Source organism: Sporanaerobium hydrogeniformans, from assembly GCF_002735925.1.
GTDB lineage: Bacteria > Bacillota > Clostridia > Lachnospirales > Cellulosilyticaceae > Sporanaerobium > Sporanaerobium hydrogeniformans.
Genome location: NZ_PEDL01000001.1, coordinates 197,736 through 213,401, shown reverse-complemented (window position 1 = coordinate 213,401; position 15,666 = coordinate 197,736). Strand labels below are relative to the sequence as shown.

Below are 15,666 nucleotides of genomic sequence, written 5' to 3'. Positions count from 1 at the left end.
CTTATACCTCCCTTTTCTCCTCTTGGTCATAAAGCATATTATTAATTGCTGAAATGTAAGCTAAAATACTTGCTTCAACAATATCCATACTTACACCGTGTCCATTATATATACGACCATTATTGCTAATCTTAACATTTACTTCCCCTTGTGCATCTGTTCCACCTGTTACGGAATTGATGACAAAGTCTTCTAACATAAACTTCTTACCTACCAATTTATCAATGGCTTTATAAGAAGCATCAATTGGTCCATCATAAGAAGATACAACTTCTTCTAAAATATGACCTGTTTTACTAAGTAGGCGCATAGATGAAGTAGTAGTAATGGTATTTCCTGAATTAATAACAAAACGGTCTAATTTATAAGCTTCTGGAATTTGTACTGTTTTGCGGCATACTAATGCCTCAATGTCACGATCAGTAATATCCTTTTTCTTATCAGCTAATACTTTGAATTGTTCAAAAGCTGTAGCTAACGCTTCTGTGTCTAAGTGGTAGCCCATTGCATTTAACTTATCTTCAAAAGCATGCTTACCTGAGTGTTTCCCAAGTACCATTTTATTTTCTGTAAGACCAATTGATTCAGGTGTCATAATTTCATAGGTTTCTTTATTTGCCAACATACCATGTTGATGAATACCTGACTCATGCGCAAAGCATTTTCGCCTACAATAGCTTTATTAGGCTGTACACGTACACCGGTAATACTGCTTAAAAGTTTACTGGCTCTATAGATTTCTTTAGTATGAATCTTGCAATCTAAACCATAGAGATCATGACGTGTATTTAAGTTCATAACGACTTCTTCTAAAGCTGCATTACCTGCTCTTTCACCAATACCATTAATGGTACATTCGATTTGAGTAGCCCCAGCCTTAACTGCTGCTAAAGAGTTAGCAACAGCAAGACCAAGGTCATTATGACAATGTACAGAAATATCTGCCTTATGAATACTAGGTACGTTTTCTTTAATCCCATGAATAAGTTTTGTAAATTCTTCTGGTGAGGTATAGCCTACGGTATCAGGTACATTAATAACTGTTGCCCCAGCTTTAATAACAGCCTCGAAGATTTGATATAAGAAAGCAGGATTGCTTCTGGATGCATCCTCAGCTGAGAATTCTACATCTTCACAAAAGCGTTTTGCATATTTAACCATTTCAATGGCAGTTTCTAAAACTTCCTCCGGGCTTTTTCTAAGCTTATATTGCATATGAATATCAGAGGTTGCAATAAAGGTATGTATTCTAGGATACTTAGCAGCCTTAAGTGCCTCAGCTGCTGCATCAATATCTTTCGTCAGTGCTCTTGCAAGACTCGCTACCTTCACATTTTTAATGGTTTTTGCAATTGATTTTACAGAGGCAAAATCTCCAGGAGATGCGATTGCAAAGCCAGCTTCCATTACATCAACACCGAGTCGCTCTAATTGCAGTGCTACCTCTAGCTTTTCAGCAAGGTTCATGCTACAGCCTGGTGATTGCTCACCATCTCGAAGTGTTGTATCAAAAATCTTAACAAAGTTTGCCATTATTATCCCTCTCCATTTTTTATTATTTATTTTCGCTTGCCCATGACATCATGCTACGAAGCTCTTTACCAACTCTTTCAAGCTCATGGTCTGCTTCTATACGACGTGTGGCATTGAAGTAGGCACGATTAGATTGGTTTTCTAAAATCCAGTTTTTAGCAAATGTACCGTTTTGAATTTCTTTAAGTACTTTTCTCATTTCATTTTTTGTATCTTCTGTGATAATACGTGGTCCTACTGTATAGTCACCATACTCAGCTGTATCAGAGATTGAATATCTCATGTATTCAAATCCCCCTTTGTTAATAAGGTCAACGATAAGCTTCATTTCATGGATACATTCAAAATAAGCACTTTCTGGTTCATAACCAGCTTCAACTAATACTTCGAAACCAGCTTTCATAAGAGCTGTTACACCCCCACAAAGAACAGCTTGCTCTCCGAAAAGGTCTGTTTCTGTTTCATCTTTAAAGGTTGTTTCAAGAACGCCACCTCTAGCACCGCCAATACCTGCTGCATAAGCAAGACCGATATCATGTGCATTACCTGTAGCATCCTGATAAACTGCGATTAAGGATGGTACACCACGTCCTTCTAAGAATTGACTTCTTACTGTATGACCTGGTCCTTTTGGAGCGATCATAACAATGTTTGTATGTTCTGGTGGTACAATTTGTTTGAAGTGAATATTGAAACCATGTGCAAAAGAAAGTGTTTTACCTTCTGTAAGATAAGGTGCAATTTCATTTTTATATACTTCTGCTTGCTTTTCATCTGGTAATAAAATCATGATAAAGTCAGCAGCCTGTGTAGCTTCTGCTACTGTCATCACTTTAAGTCCAGCTTCTTCTGCAATTTTCCATGACTTGCTTCCATTATATAAACCTACAACTACATCAACACCTGAGTCATGTAAGTTAAGGGCATGTGCGTGTCCTTGACTACCGTAACCGATAATCGCTACCGTTTTTCCTTTTAATAAATCTAAGTTACAATCCTTTTGATAATATAATTTTGCCATTTTAAAATCCTCCTTAGAATCTCATCAATAATAGTTTTAATATATGATTAAAATAAAAGTAAATCACTTTTATTTTAATTACTTAAGTTCTGACTCTCCTCTTTGAAGAGCTGTAAGCCCTGTACGAATAATTTCTTTCACCCCATAAGGTTCTAGCATATTCGTTAAAGCTTTAATCTTACCTTGATCTCCAGTAGCCTCTACAATAAGAGATGTTTTAGAAACATCTACAATATGTGCCCTAAAAATATTAGCAATTTCTATAATTTCAGCCCGGCTACGTGTATCAGCCTCTACTTTAATAAGCGCTAGCTCCCTATAAATGGCTGTATGCTCTTTTAATTCTACAATTTTAATCACATCTACCAATTTATTGAGCTGTTTTTTAACCTGTTCTAAAGTGTATTCATCTGCTTCTGTTACAATTGTCATACGCGAAATATCAGAGTGTTCTGTTTCACTTACAGATAAACTATCAATATTATAACCTCTTCGACTAAATAGTCCTGAGACTCTACTTAGTACACCTGAATGGTTTTCTACTAATACAGATAAAACATGCTTTTGCATCCTATCCCTCCTCTTTATAATGTAGATTCTTTATCACTTACGATGAACTCCAAGAAATAAGGTTGATGGCTCTCAAGTGCTTCTTGAATAGCTCCCTCTATTTCTACTGGACTTGTAATTGTTTTTGCTGCAATACCATAAGCCCTCGCAATAGCTGCAAAATCCGGATTACACTTAAGACCTACACCATGTTCTTTTAACTCTGTTCTTCTTTGAAGTTCTCTTACCATACCTAGACCACTATTATTAAATAAAATAATAACAGGTGCTACTCCTTCTTGAATCAGTGTACCTAATTCAAAAAAACTCATTTGAAAGCTTCCATCCCCTAGTATACTCACTACTTGCTTTTCTTTATTGCCAATAGCGGCTCCTATTGCAGAAGGAAGAGAATAACCCATTGTACCAAAACCACCTGAACAAATAAGCTTACGATTACCTTTCATCTCCATATGGCGTACAGTCCAAAATTGATTTTGCCCCACGTCTGCTGCAATAATAGCTTCTTCACCTAACATCTCCGAAAGCTTTCTTACAACTAATTTAGGATTAATATAACCGTTTGCATGTACTTCTTCCTTCTGTTTAACCTTTGCTACTATCTCTTCTTGCCATGTAGCAGTTTCCATCGGTTTTATAAGCGGAAGCATCTCTCTTAATATAGAACCGATGTCTCCTACTAATGGAATAGTAGCCGATGTAATTTTACCGATTTCAGCAGGATCAATATCAATATGAATAATGTTGGCATTATCATTTAAAATACCTGCATTCGCCACTGCACGATCTGCAATACGTGCTCCCATAAAGAGAATAGTATCTGCATTTTTAAGTGCCCAATTAGCATGATTGAAACCATGACTACCTATCATCCCCATATTATAAGATGAACTAGTAGGCAACCCTCCTATACCCATTAATGTATGTACTGCTGGGATGTTGGATTTTGCTACAAATTCTCTAAGTTCTTCTTCTGCGTGGCTAAGCATAACACCTCCACCGACACAGATAAGAGGCTTCTTACTACGTTCTAACAACTTAACAACACGCTTAATCTGACCCATGTGCCCTTCTACCGTTGGCTTGTATCCTCTTATGTTAATTTCTTTGGGATAAATATAGTCAATTTGCTCATCTTGAATATCCATTGGAATATCTATAAGCACTGGCCCAGGTCTACCTGTTTGCGCAATGTAAAAAGCTTCTTTCACAATACGAGGAAAATCCTGTGCCTTTTTAATGAGATAGCTGTGTTTGATAAAAGGTTCTGTTGCACCTGTAATATCTACCTCTTGGAAAACATCTCTTCCTATAAGGCTAGATTTTACTTGTCCTGTAAAAATCACCATCGGAATGGAGTCCATATAAGCTGTTGCAATCCCTGTAATAAGGTTAGTTGCTCCTGGTCCAGAAGTTGCGATACATACGCCTACTTTACCGGTTGTACGTGCATAGCCACTAGCACTATGTACAGCCGCTTGTTCCTGCCTAACAAGCACATGATGAATACTTGAGGTCCTCAAGGATTCATAAATTGCTAAAACAGCTGCTCCAGGATAGCCAAATATAACATCTATATTCTCTTCCACCAAACAACGAACAAATACATCTGATAATTTCATACCTTTCCCTCCTTCTTATTATTTAATATTCATAAAATATAATTTACTCCAAAAAATTATATAAAAAATCCTCATCCCATTAACGGGACGAGGAATATTCCACGCGTTACCACCCATCTTGACCTATAACACTCCTATTATAAGTCCGCTCACTCAGTTCTATCAAACTGTTGCCTGTAACGGGGCCTCCGGAAACTTCTTACTTAGTCTTACCTTTCATAAGCTCTGCTCAAGAGTGATTTGCTTACTGCTTCACTGATAACTTGCACCAACCGTTAACTCTCTGATAGTGATTTTGCAAAAGCCATTCTCTTTCATTGCATTTGTTCAACTATTAATTTATAAGTATTTTAACAATATTAAAGGAAGGTGTCAATAATTTTATCTAATTTTATGTTTAATTTTGCATTATTTTAAAATCTAATTTTAAAAACTCTTAAATCCTTCATTTTAAACTTATGTTAACTTTTTCTTCTTTATTTTTGATGTAATTTAAGTAAATATCCCTCTTTTAAAGACTTCTCGCCTCTTTACTACTCTTTATTCTTACTCTACATAATCTATCACTTTTGTATTTTTTTCTGATAGGAGCTCTTGTATTTTTGAATATTTATTCTATTTATTGCATTTTATTTCTATTTGTTTTGCTACTTAAACAATGCTATTTCTTATTATCTAGAGTTTTTATCTTTAAATCATCTTTTATCTTATAGTATGTCTTACCTAAATTTTTGTATAATTAAGTTTTCATATAATGCTACTTTTATATAGTATATCTCTCTTTTTATTATAAATGAAATATTATTTTCTTATGCAAACTATAACTTTTTGTTATAGCATTTTAGAAACTTCATTTTTAGTTCTTTTATTTTTCTCAAATAAAAAAGCACAAAGTAAACATTATGTCTACTCTGCACTTCTCATTTATTTCTTATTTATTTTTTTCTAGCTGCACGTGTCCTTTCGCCTTCATCTAGAATTTTTTTACGAAGTCGAATGGCATCAGGGGTAATTTCTACTAATTCATCCTCTTCAATAAATTCTAGAGCTTCTTCAAGGCTAAAGATTTTTGGTGGGGATAAACGAATGGCATCATCCGCACCAGAAGAACGCGTATTGGTTTGTTTTTTATTTTTACATGGGTTAACAGTCATATCTTCTTTACGATTATTTTGACCAATAATCATTCCAGGATAAACTTCTACACCTGGTTTAACAAAAAGAGTCCCTCTATCCTCCAATGAGTTAAGAGCATAGCCCATAGTCGTTCCCATCTCTTGTGCAATAAGGGCACCATTCGCACGCCTTGGAAGTTCACCTACATATTCTGTATATCCCTCAATCCTTCTTACCATGGTTGCTTCACCACGAGAATCTGTAATAAGCTCACTTCTAAAGCCAAGAAGCGAACGGGTTGGACAAAGGTATTCAATACGAATATGCCCATTTTCTGGCTCCATGCTTTGTAGCATACCTTTTCTAAGACCAAGCTTGCTAATAACAGAACCTGAATACTCTTCTGGCACAGAAATAATAACACGCTCAACTGGTTCAACTAATTTTCCATTTTCATCTCGGTGCATAATAACCTCTGGTTTAGATACACTGAGTTCATAACCCTCTCTTCTCATGTTTTCTATTAAAACAGATAAGTGAAGTTCTCCACGCCCAGATACACGATATCCATCTGTCGTTTCCATAGGTTCTACTCTTAAACCAACGTTAATTTCTGTTTCTTTTTCAAGGCGCTCTTTAATATGCCTTGTTGTAACATATTTACCACTTTGCCCAGCAAAAGGTGAGCTATTTACAAGGAAGTTCATAGCTAGAGTAGGTTCTTCAATAGTAATAGGAGTCATTGCTTCTACTTTGCCAATTTCTCCTACTGTTTCACCAATTGAAATATCCGCTACACCCGCAATAACAACAATGTCTCCACTTGTTACTTCTGGTACAGCAACTTGTTTAAGACCCTCATATACCATAACCTTAGAAACTTTTGCACTACGTATTTTACCTTCATTATCAGCAATCTCTACTGTTTGACCTTCTTTAATTTTACCTTTGTAAATACGTCCAATTCCAAGACGACCTACAAAGTTATCATACGCAAGGGCACTGATTTGTAGTTGAAGAGGTTCATCATCTTGCTTAGGATACTCACCTACACGTTCAATAATAGTATCAAGAAGTGGCATAATATCTTGTCCTTCTTCTTCAAGATTATATTGCATAATACCCTGTTTACCAATTCCATAAAGAATAGGGAAATCTAATTGTTCATCATTGGCTTGTAGATCTACAAAGAGATCAAAAGTCATATCCACAACTTCTTCTGCTCGGTGATTAGGCTTATCAATCTTGTTAATAACGAGGATAGGCTTAAGTCCTAACTCTAAAGACTTTTGAAGTACAAAACGTGTTTGTGGCATAGGGCCCTCAATGGAGTCCACTAATAAAATAACAGTATCTACTGTACGAATAACACGTTCTACCTCTGAGGAAAAGTCACTATGTCCTGGTGTATCTACAATATTGATTTTGTAATCACCATGCTTAATAGAACAGTTTTTAGAATAAATCGTAATCCCACGTTCTCTCTCTAAATCATTACTATCCATAACGCAGTCAACATGTTCTTCATTTTCGCGAAAAACCCCACTTTGGTTTAAAAATGCATCTACTAATGTAGATTTTCCTGCATCTACGTGAGCAATTACCGCTATATTAATTATTTTCATATCACTCATAGGTTATAAAACCTTCTTTCTTCTGTTAATCACAAGTACTAATTTTATCACGTTTCATCATCTTTCACAACTATAATATTCATAGTATCTACATGGAGTAAATGTTTTAAACATTTAAGTCAAGTAATTAGAGGGCTATTTTTTGTAGGAATGTCTCTATATTTTAAGGGATTTTACTTTCTTATTTATGTTTTTTTACATATATTTTCTAAAAAGTACCTTTCTTTTTTCCAAAATATTTTTATATAAAAATATTTATGCTTGCTGTAGGTTTTTATATTATCTATAATAAAAATAGTTTCATTTTAAATTAGGAGGCCTAGTATGTCTAGCAAAGTACAACTCTCTCATCTACTTAATCCCGAGGTGCTTTATGTGTTTAGTAATGAATTTCCCCAATTACAAAACTCTCATGTCCAATCTAAACCTCATACCCATGAAATGATTGAGTTGTCTATCATTCTAGATGGTACTGCCCATTATCAATTTGATGACCAGGAAATGAACGTTCCCAAAGAAAGCCTTATTGTACTTAACCCTAATGTTTTACACGCAGTTACTTTGCCGGTCCAAGAACATTATAAGGATCTACATATTGGCCTTAATCATCTACTCCTCCCTACAGGTGAATTTAATTACTTTCCTCTTCTAAAAAAATTACCACTTTTTGATTTTAAAGAAAATAAATCTATTTTCTTTGAAACGTGTCATACACTTTTAAAAGAAAATACTTCTAGGAAGCCTGGTTATAAAACGATGCTCCGTCTTCTTGTTACACAGCTTGTTGTCCTTATTTATCGTGAACTTGAAAATACACCAATCATAGAGACTAAAAGTACGCTCTCCTTTGGTTATCCGCAAAAAAGAGAGTTAGCAGAAGCTATGATTCATTATATGAATACTCATTACATGCAAGATATATCTTTAGAAGTCTTTTCAAAAGATATGTATCTTAGTCAAGTTTATCTTTCCAAAATTTTTAAAGAAGAAGTAGGTACTTCCCCTATTAATTATCTCATTCATATTCGTCTTTCTCACGCTAAAGAGCTCCTTGAGAAAACAGACCTGCCTATTCGTATGATTGCAGCACAAGTAGGGTATACAGATATGTATCACTTTAGTAAGCTTTTTAAAAAATATTATGGTTTTCCACCTTCTAAGTGCAGATACTTTTCTAAACACTAAAAGAGGCACTCCCTTTATTTAGGAAGCACCTCTTTTAGTGTTTTTACGTTAACTCTTTATTATTCAGCTGGATTTGGAGCACCAACTGGACAAACACCTGCACATGCACCACATTCGATACATTCATCTGCATCGATTACATATTTGCCATCTCCTTCAGAAATGCAGCTTACTGGACATTCACTTTCACAAGCTCCACAACTGATACATTCATCATTAATAAAATATGCCATTGCTATTCCCTCCATTAAATAATAGATTTGTTTTTTTCATTAATTATGTTTGATTTTTAATACCTCAAACTCAAGTTAATAATACTATTATTGGTACTAGCCTGTCAAGAAGATTAACAGAAGTCTAGTTTTATTTTATAGTAGATTTACTACAATTTTTGCCTCTTTATTTTCTTGCTCTTTTACTAATTTAACTAACACATCTCTTTTTTCACCACTAGGTAGTTTTACATTTCTAAACGTTGCTTCTCCTTTTTTTAGAAGAGCTTTAGCGGCAGTCTTCGTAAGATTTTTCCCATAAGCCTGCAAATCGGGTATTTCTTTCCAAAGCACAAAATGACAGCCCGTCTTATACCCTAAGCAGCCAAAGCCTTTTTTCCCTTCTATAACATCCCCACCACAATAAGGGCACTTTCCTAATCGTTCACGTTCTTCCGATTTTACTTGTGCACTTGAAGTAGCTTTAGAAGCTCTATACGATGCAGGAGCTATTGTGCTTGATGAAGAAAGTTCTAAGCTACGTGCTCTTTGCCCTTTAATATCCTTAATAGCACTGGCTACAAACTGCTTAATGTGTACTAAGAAATCATTTTTTGTTACCTTTCCCTTTTCAATGTCTTGTAAGGTCTTCTCTAATCTTCCTGTATACTCTAAATCCATCAGTTCTTTAACTGGAAGCATTTCAATAATATATTTTCCTTTTGGTGTACATCGTATATTCTTCTTTTGCATCACCGTATAACCTGTAGTGTTTAATTTTTTAAGTGTCTCTGCTCGAGTAGCAGGTGTTCCAATACTAAAGCCACTAAGGATCGCATCCATAAATTCACTTTCTTCTTTTTCATCCTCTGACTTATCCTCTTCATCTCCTGAAGCTTTAAACTGTTTTCCACAGGTTTCCATAGCACGAAGTAGAGTTTTCTCCGTATAAGGTGCAGGCGGTTTAGTTTTCAGTTCTGCAAGCGCTAACTTCTCTATTTCAAACTGCATACCTTCTTCCAGAGATGGTAAAATAACCTCTTTACTTTGTTCTTGCTCGACCTTTTTAAAGCCTAATTCCTTTTGAATCTTTCCTTTAGTTATAAAAACAAAGGGAGTTCCCTCTATAGTCGTCTCAATAGTTGTTTCTTCTATTTTAGCTGGTGGCATAAACTGGGCTAAAAAGCGATTGCGAATTGCATAATAAACCTTTTCCTCTTGAGGAGATAAATTTTTTGGAACAACATAGGTTGGAATAATCGCACTATGACTCTCTACTTTCTTACTATTAAAAACCTTCTTACTCACGCTAAACTGGATTTCATCCTCAAAGGGAAGTCCCTTTTTCAGAGTAAAAAGTACACTTCTTACTTTATCTACTAAACTTTCATCTAATACACTACTAGCTGTCCTTGGATAGGTAATATACTTTTTTTCATAAAGTCCTTGAGCAATACTTAATACCTTATCTGAAGTAAAGCCTTGGTATTTACTGGTTACATACCCCTGCAATGCAGAAAGGTTAAATAAACTCTGAGGGTATTCCGTCTTTTCTATCTTTTCCTTTTTCGTAATACGACCTATTTTACCTTCTATTTTTTGCTTAATCTCTTCTAAGTAAGACTTTTCTTCAAACTTATCTTTTTTATCCTCTGTATAAATTCCTTCATAGTTTAATTCCCCTTTTTCAAAGGTAGCTGCAAGCTTATAATAAGGTTCTTCACGAAAGGCTTCTATTTCTTGATCACGGTCATAAATCAATTTCAAAGTAGGAAGTAGCACACGCCCTACATTTAAAAGCTCCCCTCTTCCACCATATTTCACAGTAGCCACAGAAGTAAGATTAATCCCTATCAGCCAATCTGCTTGTTGTCTACTGATTCCTGCATCTTGAAGTGGTTTCATCTCTCGATTAGGAACAATCTGCTCAATACCCTTTTGTACTTCTTTTTCCGTCCACTCATTGAGAAGTAAACGATAAATAGGTTTTTTTACCTTTAAATAAGCAAAAATAATATCTGCTATAATCTGACCTTCTCGATCATAGTCAGTTGCTGAAATAACAGCTTCCACATCTTGACGATTTATAAGATCTTTAATACATTTTAATTGCTTTTTAGCTCCTAAGTCTGTTGTCTTCTTCGTCTTGTCCTCTTTTACTTTGTATTTAAATTCTTGGGGCATAAAGGGGAAATTTTCCAAGCGCCAGCTTTTCATCTTATCATCATAATCTTTAGCATCATAAAGTTCTAAAAGATGTCCAAATGCCCACGTAATCAGATACTCTTCTCCTTCAAAATAACCATCACACCGTTTCTTTACCTTAAAGGCATCTGCTATATTTTTAGCTACAGAAGGTTTTTCCGCTATTATTACCCTCATTCCTTCATCTCCTATACTAAAGTTACCTATTCTTTCTCTTACGGAATAAAACAGACACAAGGAGTGTATCATTGTGTCTGTTTTATATAAAGTAACATTATTGTTCTACTTTTATTATTTATAACTATTTTTCTTCTGAATCTTGTTCTTCAGTTTGTTCTTTTATTTCTTCTTCTTTTCCTTCTTCAGCATAATTCATAAAATCTTTAATTTTTACATATTCTACTTGTTCTTCTTCTTCATCATAAAGATCATCATCAAAGTCTTCGTAATTATCGTAGTCCTCATCCTCTTCACCCATATCATCGAAGTACTCATAATGTTCTTCTATATCTTTGCAACTTTTTTTAGCTAACCAAATGATGACACCTATAAGTGCTACAATTACGCCAATGGCAATACCTACCCAAACAAACTTACTTGATTTTTCTTTTTTCATCATTTCTCTGACCTCCTCAACTGTTAGTGGGAACTCTTTAAATTTAGTGGTCATAGCTTCTTCTCCTTTAGTTCCATAATTTATTATATCAATATTTTAATTTTATAACAATCACAATAAGTTATTTTCACTTTCCTTTTAGTTTTGCTTCTTTTCCTATAAATTATACAAAAGTCATCCTATCTAAAGTTATAGTTTTCTTTATTATAACTCTATTTATATGAATACCTTATGAATACTTATATTATTTTTAAATTTTACTCGTTTTATATTCTTATATTATATACCAAATTAACTTTTATCTTCAATATACAAAATCCTACTTTTTATTTTATAGGAAGGATTCTCCTACACTTTCTCAAATCCTTCCTTCTTTTTTAATTCGACGCAACTATCAATCTTGTCTATTTCACACATAAATGCTTTAATATTTCATCTAAATCCACTCTATTTCTCCCCAAAAATTATATCTTACATTTTTACTAATCAATCGATTGTAAATTAGATAGCTCACATTGTATATGCACTCTCTCCTATTTATCAGCTTTAAGTCCTCTATTTTACCTCCTCTTTCCTCAATGTCAGCTGTAATTTTTTTTTTCCACCTTTTGAGGTAATAGCATACTTTCCCATATAAAGCCTATTAACATTACTACTAAAATAACAACCTTCATGTTTCATTCCCCCTCTTGCATCTGTAGAAGTGATACTCTCTTAATCCCTACAATTCCCTTATATCCTCTACTTCTTCCCTATTTATCCTCTTTTCTAAAATATTCCACCCCCATAATGATTAAACCGACCCATAAAATAATAGTAGAAAATGCCAACAAAGGCCATATCTCTAATTGCATAAGTGTTGAAAAAAAGCGTCCAGGTGGGGTTTGCCATGTGCCAACTAAGTTGTTAGAAACCATTATAAACACTCCTATATCTCCTAATGTACCAATCAATCCTAAAAAACCTCCAATTACTGCTCTTTTCATATCTTGAATTCCCCCTATTTATTTTTCAACCTTTAAATTATTTTTATTTTACCACCTCACCTATATACTTTCAAATAATTCAAACTTTTAAGTTTTAGTAGCTATTAAACTATCTTGAATACGTATTATATCTCCCCCCTACATTTATTCCTCACCTTCTCTAGTAATGGTATAAGGTAAGCGTCAAAATAGATATAGGATAGATAAATATTGGTGGGGTTGTAGATTGTTGTGTGGAGTAAATGTTGTTTTAAAGAAAAAATAAAACCAACCTAGATGGTTGGCTATTATATTCTAAAACAGTGAACATAAGACATTCTATTTTCTCCTATAATTCTTGAAGTAACTGATCTTTTTTCTTTTCATACTCTTCTACAGTGATTAAATTTTGTTGATATAAATTTTTTAACTTCTCTAGTCTTGATTCTATACTTTCTTCTTGCTTCACAACTTTATCTGTATCTTCAATTTCAATACTATGGGTAGCAATTCCTTTTTCTGAAAAAGCATTTATGCCATTGGTAACTGTTATAATAACTGCTATAATAGCCCAAAAAATACCGAAGGCACCAAATGTAGGAATTACTATAAAAAGTCCAATCCCACAAAAAACAATACCAACAAAAAATCCCATCATAGATTGAGCCTTGCCTGGCTTAACTTTTATTTTCTTTCCCATTCTCATCCCCTCCTTATCTGAGTATACCATACCTTAAAAACTATTTTGATACTTATTTACACCCTCTCATTACTCTGTAAATGGAAACTCTTCTGCATTTTTATCTATAAAATTAACTTTATATCCTTTTCCATTTTTATAAAAAAAACCGTATTCCAATTCAACTTTTACAAAGCACATATTTTCATCATTTTCATCATTATGTGCAAAATACCATGGTTTGAATACTTCAATTAACTTTTCTCTTATCTCTTGATTATCTTTATCTAATGGATGCCCTACATTGAATGCTTTTCCTTTAAAAGAATAAAGGTTATTGCATAACGCAACCTTTGGATTTGCTGTAACTTCCTTTACTTTATTGGTTGTCGCATAAGTAACAATCCAAAACATACTCTTGTGGTAATAAGCATCAACTACTCTAACAGCTGGCATGTCTCCTTTTACTGTAGCTAAAGAAAACGTACAATCTTTACTAAATAGTTCTGTTAATACCTCTATACTCTTCTCATATGCGTTCATTTTTTGTCCTCCCAAACTCTAATTTATCCATTCCTAAAATATAATACCTATTTTAGCTGAATTCACCTAGAACCTCCTATATTGTATTATATTCAGAATATTTTATTATAAGTTTTTATCTATTAAAACATTAAGGTTTAAGTCCCTTCTACATCTACTAAGATTTATTTTGCTTTTATTCCACAAGCTGATTTATCTATTGTCTCTTATTAATTTGCATACATATTCATAATCTTTAATATGAATGTATATATAGTACATATGACTAAAATCTGGATTTACTCCAAAACTAACTCTTCTTCTACCACTTCCACCAAAAGGGCATAGGATCTTATATGTATGTCTAATTTGATGTATTGAAAGTATGTTGCGTATTTCTATAAAATCTACCATCGAATACCCCATGTAAATTTCTTTCCTATTCCAAAATGCTATCATCTGTTTCTTCCCCTATATACTAATATGTATAAATAATACCACTTTTCAAATAACTATTCTATACTTTATCTCTCATATAAGCAAATAGGATTGCAAGTCTTACACTTAAGAAACATACAATATGACGGCCTGTTAAAAAGCCAATATGAGGGCTTTATGAATTATTTATTAAGGAAGAAAAATGGTAACAAAAAAAGACCTAAAGCTAAACTGCTTTAGATCCCTTCTGATAATATTAAAAAATGATATTTGAGTGTAATTTCTTACACCATTTCTACACCATTTATTTTGTAAACTTATATTTTATACACCATTTTACACCAATTTACCAAAATCTGTAACCATTTATCCAATACCCCTAACTGGCTTAACCCTTTCAGTATCAACGCCCCTACTTAATCTCTTCCAAATTATAGGGTGTGACTTGATAAACATAGTAGTTAAGCAGTTAGAAAAGAGTATATACGCATGAGAACGCCAACGTACAAGCGTTCCTTTCTCCATTTCATCATCTACATAATAATTACAAGGCATTTCTATAGGAAGATTTTTCTTAAGATCCCTCGTATATTCCTTGTCTAAGGTGCTAGGGTCATATTCTGCATGGCCTGTAGCAAAAATCTGTCTACCTTCATTGGCTATAACAAGGGCTACTCCTGCTTCCTCCGAATGGAGTAAGAGTTTTAACTGATCACAAGCTAAAATATCCTCCTTATGTACCTCACTATGTCTTGAATGAGGAATATAAACAATATCATCTAGCCCTTGAAGCAGTTTTTCATAATTTATTTTTTGATGCTCAAAAATGCCAAACTTTTTAGTTTCTAAAGAATATTTAGGAATACCATAGTGATAATAAAGTCCTGCTTGTGCTCCCCAGCAAATGTGGAAGGTAGAGGTTACATGGGTTTTAGTCCATTCCATAATCTCAGTTAGCTCTTCCCAATAGTTTACTTTCTCAAATTCCATCTGTTCAACAGGGGCTCCTGTAATAATCATTCCATCAAATTTATCCTCTTTGATTTCCGAAAAGGTTTGATAAAAGTTTTCTAAATACTCCTTTGAAGTGTTTTTGCTGGCATGTGAAATAGGCCTTAAAAGAGTAATATCAATCTGAAGTGGTGTATTACTAAGTAATCTTAAAAGCTGTACCTCTGTCTCCTCTTTAATAGGCATCAGATTAAGTACAGCTATTTTTAATGCCCTTATATCTTGCTTTATCGCTCGATTCTCATCCATTACAAATATATTTTCTTTCTGCAATACCTCAATGGCTGGCAATGCATTTGGCACACGAATTGGCACTTCTACTCCCCCTCTATTTTCT

General features: G+C 33.9%; 13 protein-coding genes, 1 pseudogene and 1 other annotated feature. Of the genes and pseudogenes, 1 reads left to right on the top strand and 13 read right to left on the bottom strand.

What is annotated here, in order from left to right:
* Position 1: 1 nt before the first annotated feature.
* The 6 genes from CS063_RS17980 to typA all read right to left on the bottom strand — a co-directional run bounded on the left by CS063_RS17980 (position 2) and on the right by typA (position 7,496).
* Positions 2–625 (bottom strand): alpha-isopropylmalate synthase regulatory domain-containing protein, encoded by a 624-nt coding sequence (locus CS063_RS17980; RefSeq protein ID WP_330400948.1) that lies wholly within the window; start codon positions 623–625, stop codon positions 2–4.
* Positions 592–1,533 (bottom strand): 2-isopropylmalate synthase, encoded by a 942-nt coding sequence (locus tag CS063_RS17975; RefSeq protein ID WP_330400947.1) that lies wholly within the window; start codon positions 1,531–1,533, stop codon positions 592–594. Before CS063_RS17975 ends, CS063_RS17980 begins: the two co-directional genes overlap by 34 nt.
* Positions 1,534–1,555: 22 nt before the next feature.
* Positions 1,556–2,554 (bottom strand): ketol-acid reductoisomerase, encoded by a 999-nt coding sequence (ilvC, locus tag CS063_RS00995; protein ID WP_099447856.1) that lies wholly within the window; start codon positions 2,552–2,554, stop codon positions 1,556–1,558.
* Between the two features lie 78 nt (positions 2,555–2,632).
* Entirely contained in the window at positions 2,633–3,124 is a 492-nt protein-coding gene (ilvN, locus tag CS063_RS00990) for an acetolactate synthase small subunit (RefSeq protein WP_099447855.1), read from the bottom strand.
* Between the two features lie 14 nt (positions 3,125–3,138).
* Entirely contained in the window at positions 3,139–4,746 is a 1,608-nt protein-coding gene (gene ilvB / locus CS063_RS00985; RefSeq protein WP_099447854.1) for a biosynthetic-type acetolactate synthase large subunit, read from the bottom strand.
* A gap of 80 nt (positions 4,747–4,826) precedes the next feature.
* Positions 4,827–5,073, bottom strand: a binding site (T-box leader).
* A gap of 608 nt (positions 5,074–5,681) precedes the next feature.
* Positions 5,682–7,496, bottom strand: coding sequence for a translational GTPase TypA (gene typA / locus CS063_RS00980; protein ID WP_099447853.1), 1,815 nt, complete (start codon positions 7,494–7,496; stop codon positions 5,682–5,684).
* 324 nt (positions 7,497–7,820) lie between these two features.
* On the opposite strand from typA, the gene CS063_RS00975 reads away from it, so the two are divergent.
* Positions 7,821–8,681, top strand: a complete 861-nt coding sequence (locus tag CS063_RS00975) for an AraC family transcriptional regulator (protein WP_099447852.1) — start codon at positions 7,821–7,823, stop codon at positions 8,679–8,681.
* A gap of 59 nt (positions 8,682–8,740) precedes the next feature.
* On the opposite strand, the gene CS063_RS00970 is transcribed toward CS063_RS00975, so the two are convergent.
* The 7 genes and pseudogenes from CS063_RS00970 to metA form a co-directional block, all read right to left on the bottom strand.
* Positions 8,741–8,914 (bottom strand): DUF362 domain-containing protein, encoded by a 174-nt coding sequence (locus CS063_RS00970; protein WP_099447851.1) that lies wholly within the window; start codon positions 8,912–8,914, stop codon positions 8,741–8,743.
* A gap of 135 nt (positions 8,915–9,049) precedes the next feature.
* Positions 9,050–11,275, bottom strand: a complete 2,226-nt coding sequence (locus CS063_RS00965; protein ID WP_099447850.1) for a DNA topoisomerase — start codon at positions 11,273–11,275, stop codon at positions 9,050–9,052.
* A 124-nt stretch (positions 11,276–11,399) separates the two neighbouring features.
* The gene (locus tag CS063_RS00960) at positions 11,400–11,717 is read right to left on the bottom strand and encodes a hypothetical protein (protein ID WP_143452423.1); all 318 of its coding nucleotides are present in this window, start codon (positions 11,715–11,717) and stop codon (positions 11,400–11,402) included.
* A gap of 749 nt (positions 11,718–12,466) precedes the next feature.
* On the bottom strand, positions 12,467–12,700 hold the full coding sequence (locus tag CS063_RS00955; protein ID WP_099447848.1) for a peptidase M50: 234 nt from the start codon (positions 12,698–12,700) through the stop codon (positions 12,467–12,469).
* A gap of 328 nt (positions 12,701–13,028) precedes the next feature.
* The gene (locus tag CS063_RS00950; protein ID WP_308415395.1) at positions 13,029–13,379 is read right to left on the bottom strand and encodes an SHOCT domain-containing protein; all 351 of its coding nucleotides are present in this window, start codon (positions 13,377–13,379) and stop codon (positions 13,029–13,031) included.
* 69 nt (positions 13,380–13,448) lie between these two features.
* Positions 13,449–13,901: a pyridoxamine 5'-phosphate oxidase family protein gene (locus CS063_RS00945; RefSeq protein ID WP_099447846.1), complete on the bottom strand. Its 453-nt coding sequence runs from the start codon at positions 13,899–13,901 to the stop codon at positions 13,449–13,451.
* Between the two features lie 829 nt (positions 13,902–14,730).
* A pseudogene (metA, locus tag CS063_RS00935) lies at positions 14,731–15,644 on the bottom strand (homoserine O-acetyltransferase MetA).
* Positions 15,645–15,666 lie beyond the last annotated feature (22 nt).

Coding starts and splice junctions, on each gene's coding strand:
- CS063_RS17980 (WP_330400948.1), bottom strand. CDS start 625: ATGTTGGCAAATAAAGAAACCTATGAAATTATGACACCTGAATCAATT.
- CS063_RS17975 (WP_330400947.1), bottom strand. CDS start 1,533: ATGGCAAACTTTGTTAAGATTTTTGATACAACACTTCGAGATGGTGAG.
- ilvC (WP_099447856.1), bottom strand. CDS start 2,554: ATGGCAAAATTATATTATCAAAAGGATTGTAACTTAGATTTATTAAAA.
- ilvN (WP_099447855.1), bottom strand. CDS start 3,124: ATGCAAAAGCATGTTTTATCTGTATTAGTAGAAAACCATTCAGGTGTA.
- ilvB (WP_099447854.1), bottom strand. CDS start 4,746: ATGAAATTATCAGATGTATTTGTTCGTTGTTTGGTGGAAGAGAATATA.
- typA (WP_099447853.1), bottom strand. CDS start 7,496: ATGAGTGATATGAAAATAATTAATATAGCGGTAATTGCTCACGTAGAT.
- CS063_RS00975 (WP_099447852.1), top strand. CDS start 7,821: ATGTCTAGCAAAGTACAACTCTCTCATCTACTTAATCCCGAGGTGCTT.
- CS063_RS00970 (WP_099447851.1), bottom strand. CDS start 8,914: ATGGCATATTTTATTAATGATGAATGTATCAGTTGTGGAGCTTGTGAA.
- CS063_RS00965 (WP_099447850.1), bottom strand. CDS start 11,275: ATGAGGGTAATAATAGCGGAAAAACCTTCTGTAGCTAAAAATATAGCA.
- CS063_RS00960 (WP_143452423.1), bottom strand. CDS start 11,717: ATGATGAAAAAAGAAAAATCAAGTAAGTTTGTTTGGGTAGGTATTGCC.
- CS063_RS00955 (WP_099447848.1), bottom strand. CDS start 12,700: ATGAAAAGAGCAGTAATTGGAGGTTTTTTAGGATTGATTGGTACATTA.
- CS063_RS00950 (WP_308415395.1), bottom strand. CDS start 13,379: ATGGGAAAGAAAATAAAAGTTAAGCCAGGCAAGGCTCAATCTATGATG.
- CS063_RS00945 (WP_099447846.1), bottom strand. CDS start 13,901: ATGAACGCATATGAGAAGAGTATAGAGGTATTAACAGAACTATTTAGT.